14 protein-coding genes are annotated in these 23,256 nt (G+C 70.7%); 7 read left to right on the forward strand and 7 right to left on the reverse strand.

Translation table 11 applies throughout. The annotated features are described in order from the left end of the window. Positions 1–77: 77 nt before the first annotated feature. From OV090_RS05235 to OV090_RS05250, 4 genes are all read right to left on the reverse strand, one after another. The gene (locus OV090_RS05235; protein WP_267702364.1) at positions 78–5,474 is read right to left on the reverse strand and encodes a DNA repair ATPase; all 5,397 of its coding nucleotides are present in this window, start codon (positions 5,472–5,474) and stop codon (positions 78–80) included. A 12-nt stretch (positions 5,475–5,486) separates the two neighbouring features. Next, a complete protein-coding gene (locus tag OV090_RS05240) occupies positions 5,487–7,640 on the reverse strand; it encodes a hypothetical protein (RefSeq protein ID WP_267702365.1) in 2,154 nt (717 codons plus the stop codon). A 33-nt stretch (positions 7,641–7,673) separates the two neighbouring features. Next, positions 7,674–8,462, reverse strand: coding sequence for a hypothetical protein (locus tag OV090_RS05245; RefSeq protein WP_267702366.1), 789 nt, complete (start codon positions 8,460–8,462; stop codon positions 7,674–7,676). A gap of 100 nt (positions 8,463–8,562) precedes the next feature. After that, positions 8,563–10,185: an aldehyde dehydrogenase family protein gene (locus tag OV090_RS05250; RefSeq protein ID WP_267702367.1), complete on the reverse strand. Its 1,623-nt coding sequence runs from the start codon at positions 10,183–10,185 to the stop codon at positions 8,563–8,565. 306 nt (positions 10,186–10,491) lie between these two features. Between OV090_RS05250 and OV090_RS05255 the strand changes: the two genes are divergently transcribed. Further along, positions 10,492–11,310: a hypothetical protein gene (locus tag OV090_RS05255; RefSeq protein ID WP_267702368.1), complete on the forward strand. Its 819-nt coding sequence runs from the start codon at positions 10,492–10,494 to the stop codon at positions 11,308–11,310. Between the two features lie 84 nt (positions 11,311–11,394). On the opposite strand, the gene OV090_RS05260 is transcribed toward OV090_RS05255, so the two are convergent. Next, positions 11,395–12,636 (reverse strand): penicillin-insensitive murein endopeptidase, encoded by a 1,242-nt coding sequence (locus OV090_RS05260; protein ID WP_267702369.1) that lies wholly within the window; start codon positions 12,634–12,636, stop codon positions 11,395–11,397. 182 nt (positions 12,637–12,818) lie between these two features. Here OV090_RS05260 and OV090_RS05265 point away from each other — a divergent pair, with 182 nt between their 5' ends. The 3 genes from OV090_RS05265 (at position 12,819) to OV090_RS05275 (ending at position 16,711) form a co-directional block, all read left to right on the forward strand. Continuing rightward, positions 12,819–13,667: a MoxR family ATPase gene (locus OV090_RS05265; RefSeq protein ID WP_267702370.1), complete on the forward strand. Its 849-nt coding sequence runs from the start codon at positions 12,819–12,821 to the stop codon at positions 13,665–13,667. Positions 13,668–13,682: 15 nt separating this feature from the next. Continuing rightward, a complete protein-coding gene (locus OV090_RS05270) occupies positions 13,683–15,743 on the forward strand; it encodes a hypothetical protein (protein ID WP_267702371.1) in 2,061 nt (686 codons plus the stop codon). Between the two features lie 155 nt (positions 15,744–15,898). Further along, positions 15,899–16,711: a hypothetical protein gene (locus tag OV090_RS05275; protein ID WP_267702372.1), complete on the forward strand. Its 813-nt coding sequence runs from the start codon at positions 15,899–15,901 to the stop codon at positions 16,709–16,711. A gap of 162 nt (positions 16,712–16,873) precedes the next feature. Here OV090_RS05275 and OV090_RS05280 read toward each other — a convergent pair whose 3' ends face one another. Next, positions 16,874–17,746: a radical SAM protein gene (locus tag OV090_RS05280; RefSeq protein WP_267702373.1), complete on the reverse strand. Its 873-nt coding sequence runs from the start codon at positions 17,744–17,746 to the stop codon at positions 16,874–16,876. 182 nt (positions 17,747–17,928) lie between these two features. On the opposite strand from OV090_RS05280, the gene OV090_RS05285 reads away from it, so the two are divergent. The 3 genes from OV090_RS05285 to OV090_RS05295 are packed head-to-tail and all read left to right on the forward strand — an operon-like array spanning position 17,929 to position 21,906. Continuing rightward, positions 17,929–18,939 (forward strand): MoxR family ATPase, encoded by a 1,011-nt coding sequence (locus OV090_RS05285; RefSeq protein ID WP_267702374.1) that lies wholly within the window; start codon positions 17,929–17,931, stop codon positions 18,937–18,939. Positions 18,940–18,943: 4 nt separating this feature from the next. Continuing rightward, positions 18,944–19,894 (forward strand): DUF58 domain-containing protein, encoded by a 951-nt coding sequence (locus OV090_RS05290; protein ID WP_267702375.1) that lies wholly within the window; start codon positions 18,944–18,946, stop codon positions 19,892–19,894. After that, positions 19,891–21,906, forward strand: coding sequence for a VWA domain-containing protein (locus OV090_RS05295; RefSeq protein ID WP_267702376.1), 2,016 nt, complete (start codon positions 19,891–19,893; stop codon positions 21,904–21,906). Before OV090_RS05290 ends, OV090_RS05295 begins: the two co-directional genes overlap by 4 nt. A gap of 22 nt (positions 21,907–21,928) precedes the next feature. Here the strand turns inward: OV090_RS05295 and OV090_RS05300 are convergent, their stop codons facing one another. Next, positions 21,929–23,047, reverse strand: coding sequence for an SDR family oxidoreductase (locus tag OV090_RS05300; RefSeq protein ID WP_267702377.1), 1,119 nt, complete (start codon positions 23,045–23,047; stop codon positions 21,929–21,931). Positions 23,048–23,256: the final 209 nt, after the last annotated feature.

Consider the following 23,256-nt stretch of genomic DNA (forward strand, 5'->3'; position numbering starts at 1 on the left):
CCGCGCCGCGCCGCTCTACCGCCTGGAGACACGGTGTGGCCTCGCGCGCGATGCCTCGCGCGGCCGCTCGCCGCGGCTCAGCGCAGGTACTTGCCTTTGAGGATCTCGTCGATCTCTTGCAGCATCCCGAGCATCTGATCGACGCGGTCCTGCAGCCCGCGCACGTCCTGCAGGTTGCCCGTGGCCGCGCGCACCAGCGGCACCAAAGTGCGCTCGACGATCGCCACCTGCTGCGCCAGCAGCTCCTGCACCCCCGGCGGCGGCTCGTTGTGCACGTCGACCTTGAGCGTGGCCTGGTTGAGGCCCTCGAGCGCGCTGGCGATCCGCGCGACGATCGGCCGCGCCCAGTCGAGCCCGCCTGTCGTCGGCGGCGCCATGTTCGGCATCGGCAAGGTGTTCAGCTTCTTCTCCGGCTCCGGCGCCTTCTGCTGCGCCTGCGCCTGCGCCTGCGCCATCAGCTCGACCAGGCGGGCCTGCTGGGCCATCTGCGCCTGCTGCAGCTCCTTGCCGTTCGCCGCCTCGCGCTCGGCCGCCAGCAGCAGCGAGTCCTTGACCTGCTCGACGCGCTCGGCGAGCACCGACAGCTGCCCGGCCACGCGCACCGCAGGATCGTCGGCCGCGCCGCCCAGGCTGCGCACGCGCTGGAACTCGCGCTTGATCATCGCCCACCGCTCGGCCCGCTCGCCTTGCAGGCGGCCGCGCATCTCGGCCAGCTTGAGCAGGTTCTGCTCGGCCGCCACCGTGAGCGTCTGGGCCTCGCCGGCGTAGTGGTCGTCGACCAGACGATCGACCTCCTCGCCCGTCATCGCCGCCGCGACCTTCTCGGCCAGCTTGTTCATGTTGCGGTAGCTGCCCTGCAGCTTGAACGCCGGCTCGGTGCGGAACTTGTCGTCCATCGCCGCCGACGCGATGTACTCCTTGTTCACGCGCAGCAGCACCTCCTGCACGCGGAACAGGTGCTTGATGACGCCGACGATCTCCTGCACCTCGGCGCCGGCGTAGCCGTACGAGAAGTCGGCGGTCGCGACCTCCTCGCCGCGCGCCATCTTGATGAATCGGTACACGTCGGCCTGCTCGCGGGTCGCCAGCGGCGCCAGCGTGCGGTTGGAGGTCAGCGTGTTCTCGATGTAGCTGAGCGAGAACGCCTCGAGGTTGCCGCCGAGGATGTCGCCGAGGTTGTAGGTGTCGGCGCGGTTCGCCAGCATGTCGGGGATCTTGAACGCCGCGCCCGACTCCGTGTACGGGTTGCCCGCCATCACCACACAGAACTTCTTGCCGCGCAGGTCGTAGGTGCGCGAGCGGCCGCGCCACACGCCCTCGATGCGGCGCTGCGCGTCGCACAGCGAGATGAACTTCTGCAGGAACTCGGGGTTGGTGTGCTGGATGTCGTCGAGGTAGAGCATCACGTTGTTGCCCATCTCGAGCGCCAGGTTGACCTTCTCGACCTCCTGCGCCGCGGTCGCGTTGGGCGCCTCGGCCGGGTCGATCGACACCACCTCGTGGCCGAGCGCCGGCCCGTTGATCTTCATGAACACCAGGCCGAGGCGGTTGGCGACGTACTCCATGAGCGTCGTCTTGCCGTAGCCGGGCGGCGAGATGAGCAGCAGCATGCCCATCCGATCGGTGCGCTTCTGGTCGCCGGCCGCACCGAGCTGCTTGGCCATGTTGGCGCCGACCAGCGGCAGGTAGACCTCGCTGACCAGCTTGTTGCGCACGAACGAGGTCAGCACCTTGGGCATGAACTCTTCGAGCCGCAGCCGCTTGCGCTCGCGGTCGATGAGCTGCTGACGCAGGCGGCGGAACTCGCGGAAGCCCGGCACGCGCACGCGGGCGAACTCGCCGAGGCGGCCGAGGAACTCGTCGAGCCGCAGCTCGAGCGTGCGCTCGCGGATCCGCGGGTGCTGTCCCAAGAGACCGGTGACCTGGGTGCTCTCGAGCGCGGACTGGACCTCGCGGTCGAGCTTGCGGTCGGTCAGCGCCAGCGCGGCCGCCTCGACCAGCGCAGTCGCCCCCTTGGCCTGCTCCGGCAGCGCCGCCGCGAACGCCTCGAGCCACGCCTTCACCAGCTCGAAGCGCTCGCGCAGCCGCCCCTCGAGCGCGCGCAGATCGTCGTCGAGCGCGCGCCGCTTGCTGCCGGCCTCGAGCGCGTTCAGCAGCTCCTGCCACAGCGTCTGCGCCGCCGCGCTGGTGACGAAGCGCGGCCGCTCGTCGATCAGCTCCTCGGCGAGGTAAGCCCCTGCAGGGTGGAAATCAACTGTCCCGAAGGACAGCCCCGTCTGCTGCGCCCACTCGCCGATCGCCTTGGCCAGCTCGCCGGCCAGAGCGTCGATCGCGGCCCCGTGACCGAATACCGCGCGCAGCCGCCCGGCGCTCTGGGCCCGTCGATGCCACACCGCCTTGAGCTCGTTGCGGTCGAACCACGCCCAGAACAGGCAGGCCAGCGCGCGCGGGCTCGGCGACACGCGGAGCAGCCCCGCCGTCGCGTACATCGTCAGCAGCTTGTCGAGGATCAGCGCCGCGTCGGAGTCGTGAAGGCCGCGCTCGTAGCCCTCGTCGTAGCGCTCGGCCGCGAACTTGCGGACCAGGTCGACCAGCCCGCCGGCCTCGCGCCCGGCCGCGTGCAGCTTGTCGATCGTCAGCCCCTGCTCGCCGCGCTCGGCCGCGAACAGCACCGAGGCCGCCAGGTACTCGCCGCGGTAGACCTGTCCGGTCTCCGACACGATCTGCTGCGACCAGAAGTCCTTCGTCTTGGCGAACTCCGGGTCCTCGACGGTCTCGTAGAAGTCGGTGCCGCCGAGGTGGATCGCCATCGTGTCGCCGCGCGCCACCAGCGTCAGGTCGAGCACCTGCGTGTTGACGGTGAAGCGGAACGTGCCGAACTTGACGATCTGCGCGCCCTCCTCGAACAGCTCGAGGCGGTCTCGCAGGGCCCGCAGCGCGTCCTGGCGGGCCGCGGTGATCTTGGTCGCGATCTCGTCGGCCTTGACCGACGCGCCCAGCCCCATGAGGCGCTCGACCAGCTCCTTGGCCTTGAGCACCATCGCGTCGGCCGCGAAGTAGGCGTTGAGCTCGTCGGCGGTCTTGAAGGTCTGCGCGCGCCGGCCGACGCCCTCGAGGATCCGCTCGGCCGCGGCGACGAGGTTCTGCACCCGCGCCTGGCGCTCGTCGAGCAGCGTCTGCTTGCGGGCCTGGAACGCGTCGTGGACCTCTTCCCGCTTGCCGGCGATCTCGCCGAGGAACTCGTCGAACTCGGAGAACCGCCCGGCCAGCTCCTCGAGCTGCACGAGCAGCTTCGCCAGCTGCTCGTCGCACTTCTCCGGCGTGTCGCACAGCGCCAGGCCCGACGACACCGTCTGGGCGAACAGCTTGAACTGGGCCGCGAACTCGGCCTTGCCCTCGGACGTGAGCAGCTGCTTGCGGACGCTCTGGAACGTCGCCCGCACCCGGCCCTGGTGGGCGAACACCGTCGAGATGTCCTCGAGGATCTTCGTCCGCGCCACCGCGTCGCCGACCTGCAGCCCGCTGACCACCTCGGCCAGCACGTTGAGGCCGTCGCCGATCGCCTGGATGTCCTGCTCGATCGGCTGCAGCTGCGCCGCGTTGTCGACCTTCTCGAGCTTCGCCAGCACCTCGTCGAGCCGCTTGCCGACCGGGATCAGCGCCTCGCCCTTGACCAGGAACTCGACGCACGCCTTGCTGATGCGGTCGAACTCCTCGACCAGCTGCTTCTCGAGCACGTCGAGCGCCGGCAGGTCGATCGACCGCACCTCGCGGAGGGTGATGACCGCGCCCCGCTGGTTGCGCAGTGCCGTCAGCGCCTGCATGTACTGCTCGGCGCTCTTCCAGTCGCCCGGCCGCAGCGTCTTGACCAGCGCGGTCTGCTTGGTCTGCGCGTCCTGCAGCGCCTCGCGGGCGCGCTTGCGGATCGCCACGACCTTCTCGAACTCGTCGATGATGAGCTCGCCGGTCTGGCGGATCGTCTTGACGTCGGTGGCGAGGTCGCCGACCTCCGCGTTGCCGAGCCAGTAGTAGTTGTCGACCAGCCGCTGCGCTTGCGCGATCAGGTCCTCGTAGGTCTCGCGCCGCGGGTCGCTGTTCTCGATCAGGCGCGCGACGCTGAAGGCCTCGCTGATCCCGCGCACCAGCTCGGCGTTGCCGACCTTGGCCAGGTACGAGCCGTCCGTCGGTGCCGCGGCCGCGAACTCCGCCGTCATGAACGGCGTCTGCCACACCTGCATCGGGTGGAGCTGGGCCTGCTCCTCGCTCTGCGCGCGGAACACCACCAGCTTGCCGTCGCGGAACAGGCTGTACCCGTTGCACTGGATCGGGTTGGCCATCTCCTTGCGGATCAGGTTGTACGGGAACAGCACGTACCGGCCCTGATCGCGGCGGTAGAACACGTAGAGCACGTCTTCGCCGTTGGGCGCGTCGATGCGGCGCTCGAACTCGAAGGCCCCGGACTCGCCGCCGAACTGCTTGGTGTCGCCCGTCGTCAGGTAGTAGCCGCCCGGGAACACCACCCCGTGGCCCTCGGGCAGCTGCATGCAGCTCTGGCCGATCGCGTCGATGCGCGCGACCGACTTGAGCCGCGTGTTGTAGACGAAGAAGCGCGGCTTCTGCTCGCGGTACGGCAGGATGTTCAGCAGCACCAGCGGGCCGACGATCGCGTAGAAGAACTTGGCGTCGTCGAGCGCCTGGTTGGCGTCCTCGACCGGCTCGCGGTAGATGCCGAGGCCGTCCTTGGTGTTGTTCTCGACCTTGATCGTCAGGTCGCCGCCGACGGTCTCCACGAACACCAGATCCTTGATCGACACGTGCGGGTGCGGGCCCGCGACCTGGTCCTCACGCGTCGTCGCGGTCCACTCGAAGTCGTGCGAGGCCGGCTTCGGCAGCTCGCGGTCGCCGCGGGTGTCGACGTAGCGGACCCCGCCGCGCGGCAGCACGTTCCAGTGCAGCACCTTGACGTCGGTGGTCGCCGCGCCGATCTGGAACACCGCGAACAGCTTGGTGTCCGTCGCCTTCAGCCGCTGCAGCCGCGTGTCTTTGTAGTACTTGTAGATGTCCGTGAAGTCCTTGACGAACTGCTCGCCGTCGAGGAGCCCGGGCACCTTGTCGAGCGTGGCGGGCTGCATCGCCTGGCCCTCGGGTGCGCCGCCGTCGAAGGTCTGGATCGAGAACACGTCCTCGACCGCGACCTCCTTCTTCATGCCGAAGAACACGTTGTAGCCGAGCAGCAGGTGGCCGCCGGACTGCACGATGTCGGCCGGGACGCACGCGTGCTCGGTGCGCACGCGCTCGTTGGCGACCACCTGCAGCTCGCTGCCGCCGAACGCCTGCTTGCGCCGCTCGTTGAGCGCGCCGGTCTTCTCGGCCAGGGCCTTGCCCTGCGCGACCAGGCGGGCGCGAATGACCTCGTAACCGCCGCTCTCGAGCGCCTCGCCGCCGTCCTGCGGCTTGTCCTTCGCCTCTGCCATGGCGGCCCCGGCTTACTGGATCCCGAGATCCCTGGCCTTCTCCGCCAGCGCCTGGATCTTCTTCTTCGTCGGGCCGTCGGCGTTGCGCAGCAGGTCGGCCAGGAACGCCGACAGCGTCAACTTCTGCAGGTCGTCGGCCGACACGCCCGACAGCACCTGCTTGAGGTCGTCGGGCAGGCTCTTCTTGCCGTCGAGGTAGTCGCCGAGCAGCTTCTTGAGCGTGTCGCTGTGATCGATGGTGCCGTCGATCGACTGCGCGGTGCCGACCGCGCGCACGAACTTGTCGAAGAACTGGCCGTCGCCGCCGACGATGTTGATCTTGGCGTGCTCGAGCGCCGTCGCCAGCACGCGGGCCTGGGCCTCGGCGATGGTCTTCTGGGCGGCGATCTGGGCCAGCTGGACGTCGCGGTCGCGCTCGAGCTGGAGGCGAAACTCCTCGTGCGCGCGCGGCTCGCCGGCGAAGTTCTGCATCGCCTTGCCCTTCTCGGCCAGGCCGGTCGCCTCGGCCAGCAGCTTCTCGCGGATCGCCGTCGCCTGGGCCACGCCCTGGCGCTCCTGCGCGACCGCCTGGGCGGCGCCCTGCTTCTCGACCGCCGCCGCGTCGGCCTCCTTGACCTTGACCTGCGCCAGGCCTTTCTGCTCCTCGCCGCTGGCCTCGACCGCGAAGCGCTCGCGCGCGACCGTGTTCTCCGCCATGCCGCGCTTCTCGATCGCCCCGGCCTCGGCCTCCTGCACGCGGACCTTGGCCATCCCGAGCTTCTCGGTGGCGACCGCGTCGGCCTCCTTCACGCGCACGCTGGCCAGCCCCTGCGCGGCCTCCTGGGCCTGAAGGCCCTCGGCCTCGCGGATCTTCGCCTTCGCCTGCTTGTCGGCCGACTCGAGCGCGGCCTCGGCCAGGATGAGCTGCTTCTTGGCCTCGTGCTTGGCCACTTCCTCGGAGGCCTGGGCGTTCTTCACGTCCTTGACCAGGCGCTCCTGGGCCTCGCCCTCGGCCTTGATGACGCGCGACTCCTTGACGCGGTTGGCGTCGGCCAGCACGCGCACGTCCTTGGTGCGCTCCTCCTCCTCGGCCACGCCCTTCTCGACCGACACGCGCTCGCGGACCACGTCGGCGATCGCCTTGCGCTCGACCTCCAGCGCCTTCTCCTTCTCGATGCGCAGCAGCTCGACCGCCCGCTCGCGCGCGATCGCCTCGGTCGCGCGGGCCTTCTCGACCCGCTCCGTCTCGACCTGGACCTCGCGCTCCTTGGCCTTCTCGGCGATGAGGATCGCGCGCTGCTTGTCCTGGTCGGACTTGCCGATCTCGGCCTCGTTGGCCTGCTGGACCAGCGTCGTCTTCTTGTGCTCCTCGCTGGCGACCCGCATCGCCTCGTTCTGCTCGCGGGCCTGCGACATCGCGATCTCCTTGTGCTTCTTCGCCTCGGCGTCGGCGCGCTGCTGCTCGTAGCGGAACACCGCCTCGTCGGAGGCGAGGTTCTGCGAGCCCACGTCCATGCGCTCCTTCTGCCGCAGCTCGTTGGTGCGCACGTTCTGGCCCGCCGTGATCTCGGTGATCTTGCGGATACCCTGGGCGTCGAGGATGTTGTGCGGGTCGAGCGACGACATCGGCGTCTGCTCGAGGAAGTCGATCGCCGCGTCGTCGAGGATGTAGCCGTTGAGGTCGCGGCCGATGACCTCGATCAGCTCGTCTTTGAACTGCTCGCGCTTGGTGTAGAGCTCCTCGAAGTCGAGCCGCTTGCCGACGGTCTTGAGCGCCTCGGAGAACTTGGCCGAGAACAGCTCGTCGAGGGTCGACTGGTCGGACGCGCGGGCGCAGCCGATCGACTGCGCGACCTTCAGCACGTCCTCGGGGGTCTTGTTGACGCGGACGAAGAACGTGACCTTGATGTCGGCGCGGATGTTGTCCTTGCAGATCAGGCCCTCCTTGCCGCGGCGGTCGATGTCGATCGTCTTGACCGAGATGTCCATCATCTCGGCGCGGTTGATGATCGGATAGACGACCACGCCGGAGAACGCGACCTGGGCGCCCTTGCCCCACGTATTGATGATGATCGCCTTGCCCTGGTCGACCTGGCGCAGGAATCGCGTGACGACGAACGCGATAATGAGGCCGAAAAAGAGGATCGCGCCGGCGACGATTGCGATCAGGATCAGAGTCGGATTCATGCGATTAGCGTCCCTCTCACGCGCGCCGCCGTGTTACGGGCGGGCGATACTGTCCTTCGATTCGAACGGCTCGACCATGTAATAGTGAGCCGCGCCGTCGTAGCTCACCAGCACCACGCGCGTGTGCCTGACCAGCGCGTTGGGGGTGGCGCAGCGGACGTCGACGATCAGGTTGGCGCCGTCTTCGTGCAGGTTGGCCTGGCCGAAGCGCTCGTCGACGCGGCCGGTGGTGATCGTCGCCAGCTTGCCGACCAGCTCGCCACGACCGATCGGCCGGTGGCGCTTGAACGCCTCGCCGAGCGCGCCGGCGATGAGCCCCGTCAGCATGCCGGCGACCACCACGGCGCCGAAAGCGATGCCGACGTGGACGCCCATCGCGGCGACGCCGTAGTCCCGGAGCATCAGCGTGGCGAATGTCGACAGCGCCCACGCGAACAACACGAGCATGCTGATGACCACCGTCGCCGGCGCCTTGCCGAAGCCGATCGCGGCCAGCAGGCTGAGGCCGCCCGCGGCGCCCTCGACCTTGCCGCCGACGGCCTCCAGCTTGCCCGTGGCGCCATCCACCGCCCCGTCGACCTTGCCGGCCATCGCGTCGATGGCCCCGTCGACCTTGCCCGCCATCGCATCGACGGCCCCGTCGATCTTGCCGGCCGCCGCGTCGAGCATGTCGCTGCCCACCCCGCCGAGCAGCGCGAGCAGCCAGTAACCCGCGACGACCAACAAAGCGACCGTGAACACCACGGTGGGGAAGCTGACGATCGCGGCGATGAACTCGTCCATGGGCCAGCCGGGCGGGGTGTGAATGGTGCCATACGGCACGTCACTCTGCCAAGCCGCCCGACCGGGTTCGGATTCGCACGACGCTTGCGCGCTGCCTGTCCATCAAGACAGGTGCGCGCCGCTCGTCGGCGCGCGAGCTTTACGACGATTCGGTCGACCGCTGCCCGCGTGCCAGCGACAGCAACGAACGGGCGATCTGGAGCGCCCCGCGCGCCTTCTTGCCGATCCCGGCGCCGTAGATCGCCCGCACCGCGCCCGTCACCAGCTCGAGCGTCGCAGGCCGTACGGGGTACAGCGCCATCCCTTGTCGCACCGGGAGGCGGTCGGTGACGATCGCCTTCTCGTTGCAGCAGGCGCGCAGGCCCTCGCGGCCGTTGATGCGCCCGAACCCCGAGATCTTGAGGCCACCGAACGGCAGCGACTGGATCATGTAGGCGAGGCCGAAGTCGTTGACGGTGGTCATACCGGCCGCGATCGCGCGGGCCAGCCGCTCGCCGCGGGCCGGATCGCGCGTGAACACCGACGATCCGAGGCCGTACGGGCAATCGTTGGCCAGGCGCACCGCCTCGGCCTCCGAGTTCACCTTCAAGATCACCATGACGGGGCCGAACTGCTCCTCGCGGGTGATCCGCATGGTGTGGTCGACGTCGACCAGCACGGTCGGCGGGTAGTAGTTGCCCGGCAGGTCGGTCCGCGGCTTGCCGCCGCACAGGACCCGCGCCCCCTTGGCGACGGCGTCGTCGACCAGCTCCTGGACGATCTGGAGCTGGCGCGGCATCGTCATCGCGCCGACGTCGACCTCGCCCTGCAGCGGCGGACCCTGGCGCAGCGCCTTCGCCCGCGCCACCACCTCGTGCACGAACGCGTCGTAGATGCCGGCGAACACGTACAGCCGCTCGGCGCCGACGCACATCTGCCCGCAGGCGTTGAACACCCCGAACGTGGCGGTGCTGACGGCCTGCTCGAGATCGGCGTCGTCGCAGATGATCATCGGGTCCTTGCCGCCGAGCTCGAGGACCACCGGCGTGAGCGTCTCTGCGGCCGCCGCCATCACCTTGCGGCCGTTCTGCGGCGAGCCGGTGAAGAAGATCTTCTCGACGCCGGAGGTCACGAGCGCCGAGCCCGTCTCGCCGTAGCCGGTGACGATCTGCACGAGGTCGGGGCTGTGGCCGCGGCGCCGCAGCACCTCGGCGAAGATCTCGACGTAGCGCAGCGACGACCAGGTCGCCAGCTCGCTGACCTTGACCACCACCGCGTTGCCGGCGAAGAGCGCCGGGATCGTCGGGCAAAAGAAGTTGTGGAACGGGAAGTTCCACGGCGCGATCACGCCGATGACCCCGAGCGGCAGGTACTCGACGCGCGCGGCCTTGTGCGGCAACAACCCCGACGGTCGCCGCTCGGCGCGGAGGTCGGCCTCGCCGTGCGCGATCGTGTAGCGGAGCTTCTCGCAGACGGGGAAGATCTCTCCCATCGCCGCGTCCACCATCGTCTTCCCGGAATCGCGCACCGCCAGGCGACAGATCTCCTCCTGATGCTGAACGACGTAGCGCAAGATGTCCGAAAGGACAGCCCGGCGCTCGGCCCACGACGTCTTCGCCCACGCCGCCTGGGCCGCGCGGGCGCGCTGGACCACCGCCACGACCGCGTCCCTGTCCATCACAGTCGCCTCGCCGAAGCGTTCGCCGGTGGCCGGGTCGCTGCACGGCAGGACGGTGGGCGGCGGAGGGGGCTCGGGGGGGACGGTGCGCAGCGTGGTCGCCATGGCGCGGCACCTTAGCGGCTTTGCCGGCGCCCCGGCTTGAGCCGGATCACGTCGTCTGCAAACATCGGCGGGTCGTCGGTCCTCGCATGCTCTTGGCCTCCGCCGCGCAGATCGTCGCCGTCGCGTCCGACCGGCCCGCACCGCCGGGTTTCGGGTCGACCTCGACGCTGCGCGTCGCCCCGCCGGTCGCGCGCGAGCTCACGACCGGCCGTGGCGATGAACGGGGCGCCAGCCCGCGCCGCGGCCGTCGGCTCCCGACTTACCTGGCCTTCCGGACAGGTCAACATTAACCTTCGGACATCCCCCATGCCGCATTCGCTCGTCGCTCTCCTGTCGTTCGCTCTCCAGCAACCGGCCGCGCCCGTGCCCGTGCCGACGCCGCCCCCCGCCGCAGCGCCCCCGTCTCAGCCCGCCCCGGCGACGCCCGCCCCTGTCGCTACAGAAGCATCCCCGCCTGCCGCGCCCGCGCCCGCCCCTGCGCCCGCGCAGCCCTACGCGCAGCCGACTCCGCCGCAGCCGGCCCAGCCTTACCCGACCGCTCAACCGTACGGCACCCCGTCGAACCCGAGTTACCCGCCGCCCGCCACGACCCCGCCGCCCGTCGCCGCCGAGGGACCCGCGAAGGCCCCCGAGTCGGTCACGCACCGCAAGCTCGTGTTCGCCAACCTCTACGGCCTGAGCTTCAACATCTTCTCGCCGATCCCCTCCGGGGACTTCACCTTCTTCCTCGGCACCAACTTGCGCCCGCGCAAGAACTGGGCGCGCACCTTCGACTGGAACACCGCGCTCGGCTATCAGCTCACGCTCTCGGTCGGCTACGCGGACATGCCAACCTTCGGCCTCTCGCCCATGAACTACGAGGGTATCTTCGTCCATCGCCACCACTTCACTGCGATGGGCTACGGCGGCCAGAGCCAGCGTCTGTTCTATTCGATGGGCGGCGGCGTCATGTTCGCCCTGACGGAGGTGGCCGGCGTCGAGGGCGAGGGCCGCCTCGGCTACGTGTTCACCAACCCGGCGAATCGGGTCAAGGGCGTGATCGGCGGCCAGGCCCGCCTGACCGCCGTGTTCGGCGGCATCCCGCTGCTGCAGCTCGGGCCGTTCGTCGGCTTCATGGTCTTCTGACCGTCCGGGCAGGTCCCGAAAGACATGCCCCTTCGGACCTGTCCCCGCGGGCATGCCCCACGAGACATGCCTTCACGCCCCCGCTCAGCGGTGGAAGCGGACGTGGAAGTGGTCGCGGTGACCCTTCCAGTGGCGGATGATGCCGTAGCCGCGGCCCTTGCCGCGCGGGTACTGGAACAGCTCGTCGAGCTTGGCCTCGGACACGCCCTTCTTCTTGGCGTGCTCGTAGAGGACCTTCTGCAGCCCGTAGTCGAGGAAGATCGCGCGGACCTCCTTGGTGTCGACGAAGGACTTGATGAGCGCCCAGGTGCGCGCGACGTCGAGGTTGTCGGCGTTGCCCGAGAGGAACCGGACCTCGCCGGCGTCCGCCCCCTTGAGCACCAGGCCGACGTCGACGTCGACGCCCTTCTGGTGCGACTTGTGGCCCTTGAGCGGCCCCCCGCCGCGCGCGCTGATGTCGCCGACGTGGACCTGCGGCCCGCCCTTGATGCCCTTGAGCATCGCGTACTTCGAGATCGCAAACTTGATCGCCTTGATCGTCGCGCCTGTCCCGAAGGCCAGATTCGGGCGCTTGATGTAATAGTGCTTGCCCGGATCCAGCGGGATGCCGATGCGCAGCACGCCGCGATCCTCATCCTTTGTCGGCGCGAACGCGGCGATGATGCCGCGGTCGATCATGATCGTCAGCTCGTCGCCGGGCTGCAGGCTCTTCGGATCCTTGTCGAGCCGCTTGCGCAGCGAGCCCTTCTGCAGCGCGATCAGCTCGCCGACCTTCATGTGATGCTTCTCGGCGATCACACTCAGCGAGTCGCCCGACTTGACCGTGTAGCTGCCCTCCTCTTCGAGGTGCGGCGGGACCTCGGGGTCAGGGCAGACCGAAATTTTTTGTTTCGGCTTGATGTCGTCCGGATCCCTCTTCAGCTTCGGATTGAGCTTGATGATGTCGCTCATCCGCACGCCGTACTGGCCGGCGATGCGCCCGAGGGTCTCGCCAGGTTTTACCTCGTGCTCCCAGATCGGCGTCTTGCCGCCGCAGCGCGGGTCGCCCTTGGGCTTTTTCACCGAAGCGGACTTCGTCGGCTTCTTGCTCGTCTTGGCCGACTTCGACTTGGCCGCGACCGGCGGCTCCGGCGAAGGCGCCGGCTCGGGCGCGATGACCGCTGGGGAGTCTTCCTCTTCCTCCTCCTCGGGGGTGCCCGCCTCGGGCGGGTCGAGAAGGACCGGGGAGGCCGCCGCAGTGGGGACCGTCACGAGCCCCATCCACAGGGCCAGAGCGGTCAGCGCCCGCGGCAGGCGCCCGTGAGGAAGAAGTTGGCTGGTTCGCATTCAGCGCTCCTGTGCTCGAACAGGCCCGGGGGCCCGCGCGGCGGCCTTAGACCGCGGCGGGGGCGCCAGATTCACCCTCCAGGGCCCTTCAGGGACAAAAGTCTCACGCGGGGCGCTCGAGCGCCACAAACTTGCGAGGTCCTCGCGGGGCCGGCCCGACGCCTGATATACCGGCACGCACGATGGAGAGCGTCGTCATCCAGGGCGTCGAACTGCGCCTCACTCCGCCCGACGAGATGCGCTGGCAGTGGGTCGGCCGGCAAGAGTTGAAGCGCCAGCTGCTGGCCGCGTGGGCCGTGTTGGACGAACAAGATCACGCGCTGTCGCCACGTTTAGTCGGCAAGCCCGGCGTTGGCAAGACGACTTTGGCGTCGGCCGCCGCGCGCGCCCTCGACATCCCGCTCTATGTGTTCCAGGCGACCATGGACACACGGCCCGAGGACCTGCTCGTCACGCCGGTCATCACCGACGGCCAGAAGCTGCGCTACACCGCCAGCCCGCTGGTCAGCGCGATGATCAAGGGCGGCGTGTGCGTCCTCGACGAGGGCAACCGCATGAGCGAGCGCAGCTGGGCCTCGCTCGCGCCGCTGCTCGATCGCCGCCGCTACGTCGAGTCGGTGGTCGCCGGCGTCAAGATCCACGCGCACCGCGACTTCCGCTTCTGCGCGACGATGAACGACGACGCCAGCACGTTCGACATCCCCGAGTACATCCAGAGCCGACTGCAGCCGCAGATCGTCATCGACTTCCCCGAGCGCGACGAGGAGACCGCGATCCTGCAGGCCAACCTGCCGTTCGCCAGCCCGCGGATCCTCCACTACCTCGCCGTGTTCCTCCAGCGAGCGCACGAGGACGACCAGCCGTTCACGGTCCGCGACGGCATCAACATCGCCCGCTACGCGCTCAAGCTCGGCGCCAGCGACCGCGGCGGCCTCGACGTGAAGAAGCACGTGCGCCAGGCCACCTCCATGATCCTCGGCGACGACGCGCTCGAGTACCTCCCCGGCGAGGTCCCGGTCGAGCAGCCCTGACCTGAACTTTCGGCCATGTTCGACGACGCCGCCGCGACCTACCGCCCGGCCTGGCCGGACCCGCTCAGCCTCTCGCGCGACGAGCTGGCCGAGCTCGACATGATCCTGCCCGGCGTCGTCGTCCTGCCGGTGCTGCACGGCCGGCTCGAGTGCGCGCAGATGGTCCGCCGCGCAATCGAAAAATTCAGCCCGGCCGCGATCGCGGTCGAGCTGCCGGCGGGCATCGGCGAGCCGCTCGCCCGCGCGATCGCTCGCCTGCCGCTGCTCAGCGCGCTCGAGGTCCCGAACGAGGCCCAGCACGGGCGCCCGCAGTACCTGGTGGTCGAGCCCGCGGATCCGCTGATCGAAGCGGTGCGGCGCGCGACCGAGCTCGGGATCCCCTTTCACCTCGTCGATCGCGAGGTCGCCGACTATCCGTCGGCCCGCGATCACTTGCCCGACGTCGCCAGCGCCGAGTCGGTCGGCGCCGCCGCCTGGCTGCGCGCCGCCCTCGCCGCCGCTTCGTGCAGCCCGCGCGCCGCCGCCGACGACCCGCGCGAGGACTTCATGGCCGGCTCGGTCGCAGCTCTCGCGCTGCGTCAGAACCTGCCCGACGCCGCCGTCCTGGTCGTCTGCGGGCTGCACCACGCGCGCGGCCTGGTCGCTCGCCTCGGCCCGCTGCTGGCCGAGGGCGCCGCGCCGCCGGCCCCGCTGCGTCGGCTCACCAGGCGCGAAGGACATGTCCTTTGGCACCTGTCCGAACAGTCCAGCGCCGAGGTGCTCGGCGAGCCGGCCTTCCTTCAGGCCGCGTACGAGCGCAGCCGCGGCAGCGCCCCGCCCTCGGCGCTGAGCCCGGCGAGCGCCGGCGCGGTGCTCGACCTGTTCACGCGGGCGCGCCAGGCTCCGATCCAGGACCCGTTCCGCACGCCCTCGCCGCCCGATCCGCACGACGAGCGGCCGCGGGTCACCGGGCGCACCGGCCTGTTGTTGGCGATCTGCCAGCAGGCGCGGACGCGCTACCGCGAGCGCACCGGCGGCGATCTCCGGCCCGGCGCGATCCTCCGCCTGCTGCGCTACGCCCACGCCTACGCGCTCGAGGAAGGGGCGATCGCGCCCGACCTCTACCAGCTCGTGGTCGCCGCGCGCGGCTTCGTCGACGACACCTACGCCCAGGAGGTCTGGGAGGTCGCGACGGCTTATCCGTGGCAGGCGGTGCGGCCCGAGCTGCCGCCGCTCGACCTCTCGCTGCGCGACCTCCACGACCGCGTGCGCACGATCCACTTCCACCCGAAGCTCATGCAGCGGCGGCGTCGGCTGATGAAGATCGTGCGGCCGCGAGAGAAGGAGCGGCGCAAGGGCGAGTGGGCCGAACGTTTCAGCGGCGACAGCATCTGCTCGTATCCGCCGGAGGACCTCGCGCTCGAGCACTACGGCGCGTTCCTGCGCAAGCGCACCGAGCGCGTGCTGTCCGACGCGCACACTCAGGTCGCGCCCTTCTCGACCAGCCTGTTCGACGGCGTCGACGTCCGCGAGACCGTGCGGAACTGGCATCAGGGCAAGATCTACGTCCGCATCGAGCAGCTCGTGCGCGGCAAGCCGGGCGCGGTCGTGGTGATCTTCGACGACGAGCCGCTGGTGCCCGAGGACGACGACGAGGCCGAGCCGAAGTTCAGCTGGCACATGACCTGGCAGGGCGAGCACGAGGACGAGGGCGACATGGCGCTGTACGCCAGCGACCCGTTCGCGCAGCTCGTCGGCCCCGGCATCGGCCGCGCGCTCTACGGCGGGTTCCTCCTCAATCGCCCGCCCGGGCAGATGTTCGGGGTGTGGGAAGACCCGCACTTCGGAGAGGCTCGCACCAAGGCCGAGGTGTTGTTACGGGCCGCGCTCGACTACTCGGCCGAGCGCCTGGTCGTCTACGTGGCGGCCACGCCGCCGCGCCCGGCGTTGCGCCAGCTCGCGCAGCGCATGGACAAGAAGATCGTCTACGTCCCGCTGGGGCAGCTGTCCCCGGTCGCGCTCAAGCGTCTCCGGGTGTTTCACGTCTTGAGCGATCGTAACGTGCGGGCGGTCGCGCACCGCTACATCCGCGACTAGGCGCACGCGCGGCGGCCTTCGCAGGGCGAGCCGGACGGATTTGTTGTCACGCCGGCGTGGGTCGGTACCATGCCGCGGGTGGGGCGAGCCGGCCGTGAACACAGGTCGGTCGGCCGGCGTCCCTGCGCCCACGCTCGTACCCTGAGAACCTTCCCATGCGCACTCGTCTCCTCGTCAGCACCCTCGCCCTCACCGCCCTCGTCGCAGCGCCCGCCTGTGGGGGCGACGACCCGCCCGGCTCTCTCATCGTCCCGTTCAAGATCGGCGCGAACGTCGACTGCAGCGTCCTCGCCGTCACCGACGTCACCGTCGAGCTCTACAAGTACTCCGCCAGCGGCGCCGCGGGCGACCTGATCGATCAGGAGATCGTCGACTGCGAGGATGGCCAGGCCGAGTTCACGGGCCTCATCGCCGGCCGCTACAACGTCAAGGTCAGCGGTGTCGACGCCGAGAAGGTCATCGTCACCGACAACTTCGACAACGATCCGGCCGACATCGCCGAGGTCACCTCCGGCGCCGAGAACACCGCCGACGTGGTGACGATGTCGCCGACCCCGGCCAAGATCCTGGTGCGCTGGCTGCTCAACGGCGGCTTCGGCATGTGCAGCGACGTCCCGGTCACCAACTTCCGCGTCGCCACCTACGAGAAGGAAGGCCTGAGCGAGCTGCTGACCTACGACTTCGACTGCGACCCCGAGGAGGCGTCCGTCATGGGCTACAACGCCATCATCGACCCCGATCGCCAGATCGCCGGCGACGACCTCGACCGCGTCTACATCGACGCGCTCGACCAGAAGGGCACCAGCCTCGTCACCTCCCCGCTCGAGTTCGTGATGGAGCCGCCGGGCCACGGCCGCACCGTCAAGCTCACCGCGGCCGTCGACTGCACGGGCGACCCGTGCACGATCTCCTGCGCCGCCGGCAAGGGCGCCGATCCGATGGAGCCGACGCTCTGCCTGGCCGACTGACGGCCCGGCGCTCGCCCGCTCACCGAATTTCGGTCGCCGGCGCGAGCGACAGCGCCTTCGTGCCGCCGTCCCAGCCCTGAAGGACATGCTCCGAAGAGCATGTCCTTTTGCACATTCTCTTTCGGACATGCTCTCGGGAGCATGTCCCCGATGGGCCCGGCGCTACAGCCCGCGGGCCCACTCGGGGCGCAGCGTCACCTCGCCCGCGATCGCGCTGTCGATGGTCGCCAGGATCGTCGCGCGGTCGCGCGGCAGGCGGCCGCCGATGGCCAGGTAGTTCGACGCGTGGTTGGTGCGGAACAGCGCGTCGGTGGGGCGGGCTTCGTCGACGATGATCCGCAGCTCGCGGAGCATCTCGACCACCGACGGCAGCGCGAAGCGGCCGCGGGTCTGCAGCGTGTGCAGCGGCGTCTTCGGCACCACCGTGGTCGTCAGCGCCGACGCGAACGCCGGGTCCATCGCGGTGATCAGGCGGGCGGTCGCGGACGCGTGCTCGCAGGCGCGCTCGGTGCCGGCGATCCCGAGCAGCACGATCACGCTGAGCTCGATCCCCGCCGCGCGCGCGCGCTCGGCCGCGGCCACGTGCTCGGCGAAGGTCGAGCCCTTGGCGATCCGCTTCAGGGTCGCGTCGTCGCCCGACTCGGGCCCGATGTAGAGCCGCGACAGCCCGGCCGCGCGCAGCGCCGCCAGCTCGTCGGGCGTCTTCTTGAGGATGTTGATCGCGGTCGCGTAGCACGACACCCGGCGCAGGCGCGGGAACCCGGCGTCCGCGGCCTTGAGGATCGCCAGCCAGCGATCGGTCGGCATCCCGAGCGCGTCACCGTCGCCGACGAACACCTTGTCGACGCGGTTCTTGGCGATCGCCGCGGCCGTGCGCAGGTCCTCGAGGCACGCGTCGGTCTCGCGCTCGCGGTAGACCTTGTCGCTGTACATGTCGCAGTAGGTGCAGCGGTTCCACGAGCACCCGATCGTCGCCTGCAGGATGTACGCATCGGCCTCGGACGGCGGGCGGAAGATCTTGCCTTCGTAGCGCATGCGGCCTTCGTCTCTGGGGCGAACGATAGCCACACCCGCGGCGTCGGGTTTCGCGCCGCCGGCACGAGCGTCCTCACGCGCACCTGTCCGCGGCCACGTGGCGGTGCGAGCGCTTTTGCGCCCCGAAGTGCGACGCGTCGGGCTCTGCGGCCGGCGGCCGTGTATGCTCTCCCGGCCCTCGCATGACGATCGCCGACACGCAAGCGCACCTCGAAGCCCTGCAGCACCGCCTTGCCGACCTCCTGCGCGAGGTCCAGACCGTCATCGTCGGCCAGGACGACGTGCTCCGGGGCATCATCACCTGCCTCCTCGCCGGCGGACACGGCCTCCTCGAAGGCGTCCCGGGTCTCGGCAAGACGCTGATGATCCGGACCCTCGCGGCCGCGGTCGACCTGTCCTTCGCCCGCATCCAGTTCACCCCGGATCTCATGCCGGCCGACATCGTCGGCACCTCGGTGCTGGTCGACCGTCCGGGCGGTGGCCGCGAGCTGGCGTTCCAGCCGGGGCCGATCTTCAACCACATCGTCCTCGCCGACGAGATCAACCGCGCCACCCCGAAGACCCAGTCGGCGCTGCTCGAGGCGATGGCCGAGGCCCAGGTCACCGCGGCCGGCAAGACGCGCCCGCTGCCCGAACCGTTCCTCGTCCTCGCCACCCAGAACCCGCTCGAGATGGAGGGCACCTATCCGCTGCCCGAGGCCCAGCTCGACCGCTTCCTCTTCAAGATCGACGTCCCCTTCCCCGGCGAGCGCGAGCTGCTGGCGATCCTCGATCGCACCACCGGCACCAAGAGCGCCGCGGCGCGGCCGGTGCTCGACGGCCCCACGCTGCTCGAGATGCGCCGCTTCGTGCGCGCAGTCCCGGTCGTCCCCAGCGTCGCCGAGTACGTCGTGCGCGTGCTGCGGGCCACCCACCCCGACGACGCCCGCGCCACCGATCTCGTCAAGCGCTACGTCCGCTTCGGCGGCAGCCCGCGCGGCGCCCAGGCGGTGCTGCTGGCCGCCCGGATCCGCTGCGTCATGGACGGCCGCAAGTCGCCGTCGATCGACGACGTCCGGGCCGTCGCGCCCTCGGCCCTGCGTCACCGCGTGATCCTCAACTTCGAGGGCGAGGCCGAGGGCATCGCCATCGACAAGGTCATCGGCCAGGTGCTCACCAGCGTCCCCGCCGACGCCGACCGGTCGCGGAGCTGATCGCTTGGCCTTCTGGAAGCGCAGCGAGAGCCCGCAGCCCGAGCGGCCCGCCGCCCCCGCCGCCGCCGACGACGAGCTGTTCGGCGAGGCCTTCCTGGCCAAGCTCGAGCTGCTGCAGGTGATCGCGCGCCGACTGTTCCGCGGCAAGCAGCGCGCCGAACGCAAGACGCGCAAGGTCGGCAGCGGCCTCGAGTTCGCGGACCACCGCGAGTACAGCCCCGGCGACGACATCCGCAACCTCGACTGGGGCGTGCTCATGCGCCTCGAGCAGACCCTCGTCCGCCTCTATGAGGAGGACGAGGACCTGCCGATCCGGATCGCCGTCGACATCAGCGACTCGATGTCGACCTCGGGCGGCAGCAAGCTGCGCTACGCCCAGCAGGTCGCGGCCGCGCTGGCCTACGTCGGCCTCGCCAACCTCGACCGCGTCGGCCTCACGTGCATGAGCCGCAAGCTGCACACCACCTTGCCGGCGGTGCGCGGCAAGGGGCGGATCTTCCGCGTCTTCGACTTCCTGCGCACCGCCCCGCGCGGCGGCCCGACCGACATGCGCGCCGCCTGCGGCCGGCTCGCCGCCGAGAGCACACAGCCCGGCCTGACCGTCGTCCTCAGCGACTTCTACGACCTGCAGGGCGCCTTCGACGGCCTCAACCTGCTGCGCTTCCGCAAGCACGAGCCGGTGGCGATCCAGGTCATCGACCCGCGCGAGGCCCACCCCGAGCTCAGCGGTTTGCGCGGCGACGTCACCCTCCTCGACGTCGAGGGCGGCGACGCCCGCGAGGTCACCCTCAGCCCCGCGGCCCTGCGCGCCTACGCCGACGCCCACGAGAAGTTCTGCCAGGCCCTCGCCACCAGCTGTCGCAGCCGCGGGATCCCCTACTTCCGCGCCGAGACCAGCGTCCCGTTCGACGAGCTCGTCCTGCGCATGTTCCGGGTCGGAGGCCTGCTCCGATGACCCTGTCCGGATGGACATGGCCCGAAATACTCCCGGTGTTCGCCGCCGGGGCCGCCGCGATCACTGCGCTGTACCTGCTTCGCATGCGCCGGCGCCAGGTCGTGGTCCCGTTCGCCGCGCTGTGGCAGCAGGTCACGCGCGAGAGCGACACGCGGAGGCTGTGGAAGAAGCTGCGGCGGCTGCTGAGCTGGCTGCTGCAGCTGGTCCTGCTCGCGCTCCTGTGCGCCGCGCTCGGCGATCCGCGGCCCGAGAGCTGGCTGCGTGACCCGCAGACCGTGGCGATCGTGATCGACCGCTCGGCCAGCGTTGCCGCGCCGGCCGCGGGCGAGCCGGGGCTCACGCGCCTCGACGTCCTGCTCCGCCGCGCCCGCGCCGAGATCGTCGGCCTCGGGCCGACCGATCGCGCCCTCGTCATCGCCGCCGGCGCCGAGGTCGAGGTCCCGGGCCCGCTCGGCCGCGACGCCGCGCCGCTGCTGCGCGCCCTCGACGACATCGTCCCCGGCCCCGCCGAGGCCGACCTCGGCCGCGCCCTCGCGCTCGCCCGCGCCGCCCTGGCCGGTCAGGCCGGCGGGCGGATCCTCGTCCTCACCGACGGCGCCCTCGACGAGGGCGCCGGCGACGCCCTCGCCGCCTGCATCTCGGGACATGTCTCTTCCGACAGCCCCGAGGCCGCCGCGATCCCGTGCCAGGTCGCGCGCGCCGGCGGCCCGGCCGACAACCTCGCGCTGGTCGCCTTCGCCGCCCGCCGCTACCCCGGCGACCGCGAGCGCATCGAGGTCCTGGCCGAGGTCCACAACCTCGGCGACGGCCCGGCCAGCGCCGTGCTCGAGGTCCAGGCCGACGGCCTCGTGGTCGGGCGGCAGGCAGTGCAGCTCGGCCCCGGCGAGCGGCGGCGCGAGGTCCTGCGCGAGCTCGACGCCGCGCGCACCCGGCTCGTCGCCAACCTGTCCCTCGAGCCAGGCGCCGATCCGCAGCTGCTCGGCCCGCCCGACGACGACCGCGCCTACGCCGTGGTCCCGCCGCTGCCGCCGTTCAAGGTCGTGCTCGTCACTGACGGCAGCGACCTGTTCCTCGAGGCCGCCCTGCTCACCTTGCAGGAGCACATCCAGCTCACCGGGCTCGGCCCATCCGAGGCCACCTCGCACCCGTCGCTGGCCGAGGCCGACCTCGTCATCATCGACGTCGGCGATCGCCCGCTGCCCGACCCGCTGCCGCCCGGCGACCTCGTGATCTTCGACCCCGCGCGGGTCGCCCCCGACGCCGCCCCGATCCACGGCGCCGGCGAGCTCGCCCGCCCCTTCCTCACCGAGCAGCACCGCGAGCACCCGCTGCTCGACGGCGTCGTCCTCAAGGACGTGAACCTCCGCCGCGGCACCCGCTTCGCCACCGAGCCGGGCGACACGGTGCTGGTGCGCAGCCTCGGCGAGCCGCTGGTGGTCCTGCGCCACGAGCTCGGCGGCGACGGTCGGCGGCCGCGGGCAGTGCTGGCGCTCGGCTTCGATCCGCGCCAGACCGACCTGCCCCTGCGGACAGCCTTCCCGATCCTCGTCGCCAACATCATCAGCTACTTCGAGCAGGCCCGCCCCGGCTTCGTCGCCAGCGTGCCGGTCGGTCCCAGCCGTCCCGTCGCCGCCGCCGAGATCGGCCTCGGCGCGCAAGAGCTGACTCAGGTCGAGGTCCGCGGCCCCGAGCCCGCCGAAGTCCCGACGACCGTGCCCGTCGACGCCACCGGCGTGTTCCGCCTGCGCGCCATGCAGCCCGGCATCTACCGCGTGCGCGCCGTCGACGGCGCGGCTGCCGGGGCCGAGGTGTTGGTGGCAGTCAATCAAGCCAGCGTCGCTGCCTCCGATCTTCACGATCGCCTCGGCGAGCTGCCGCAGGGCGCCCTCGCCGGCGACGCGGCCGCGCCCGTGCCCGTGCGCGACGAGCCGCTGTGGGCCCTGCTGCTGCTCGCCGCGGTCCTGCTGATCGCGCTCGAATGGGCGGCCTACCACCGCCGCGTCACGGTCTAGCGCCTGCTCGCTCGCGCTCGCGTCACGCGTCCGGGTGCGCCAGCTTCTTGCCGAAGTCGGTGTCGCGGGCGAAGCGGAGCTGATTGAGGAAGAACGCCTCGACCCCCGGCGCGGCGATGTCGGTGCCCGCCAGGGCCGCCCGCGTGTGCGACGTGTCGAACCACAGCTGCAGCGACAGGTACGGCGTGTAGACCCGCCCGGTGGTCAGGATCCGCTTCAGGCGGCCGAACGTGAACCGGTCGATGAACGGCCGCGCGCGCACGAACAGGCCCGGCTTCACGAACACCGCCGGCTTGCAGCCGAAGAACTGGCTCGCCGCCGTGCTCAGCTGCTCGAGCGTGGCCGCGCGCTCGGGGCCGGCGCACAGGTGGTACGCCTGTCCCGAAGGACCTGTCTGCTTGCGCAGGTGACACACCGCCTGGACCACGAAGTCGGACGGCACCACGTCCATCACCGCGTCCGGTCGGCCGGGCGCCCAGCGGAAGCCGCGGGCGAAGATCTTGAGCGGCCAGTAGAGCACCTTGAAGCTCGACGTCCGGCCCGTGCGCGAGTCGCCGACGATGATGCTCGGGCGATAGATCGTCACCCGCTGCTCCCCGGCGCGCGCGCGCACCAGCTTCTCCGACTCGAGCTTGGTCTGCTCGTAGGTGTTGTGGAACGGCTGGCCTATGTCGAGCTCCGTCTCGAGCGCGGTGCCGCTGCGGTCGCCCGCCACGTAGGCGGTGCCGATGTAGTCGAACGAGCACTCGGCCGCCCTGGCCAGGTCGAGCACGCGGCTCGTGCCCTCGACGTTGATCGCCCGCGCCTGCTCGAGCGGCAGCGAGAAGCTGACCGACGCCGCCCCGTGGATAATCCCAGTCGCCCGGCCTGCCAGCCCCGCGTAGGTCGCGGGGTCGAGCCCGAGGTTGTCGCGCTCGAGGTCGGCCCGCACGATCTCGACCCGCCGCTCGGCCGCGGCCAGCGCCTCGCCGGACAGCCGGTCGCGCAGCACCTCGGCGCCGCGCGCCTTCGCCTGCGCCTCGTCGCGACCGCGCACGAGCAGCGCCAGGCGCGTCGTCGGCTCCGTGGCGAGCAGGTGATGGACGAGCTCACGCCCGAGGAAACCGGTGGCGCCGGTGACGACGATGACGGGATCCGACATGGCGCGCACGATCGCCCTCGACGCGACGGCGGGTCAAGCGGCGCCCGCGCGCACGGCCGCTCTTCGCCCCGAGAGCGGGCCTCCTCGCGCCATGTGGCCGGCGTGGGGATCTCGGCGTCCACGCCGCGACGCGCCCTGCAGGTCCTCCTCCGCCGGCGCGGAACGGGGTCTGAAGCCCTTGAAAGACCGCCCCACGCGGGCCGGTTCGG

It is taken from the genome of Nannocystis sp. RBIL2, assembly GCF_026626745.1.
Taxonomy (GTDB): Bacteria; Myxococcota_A; Polyangia; order Nannocystales; family Nannocystaceae; genus Nannocystis.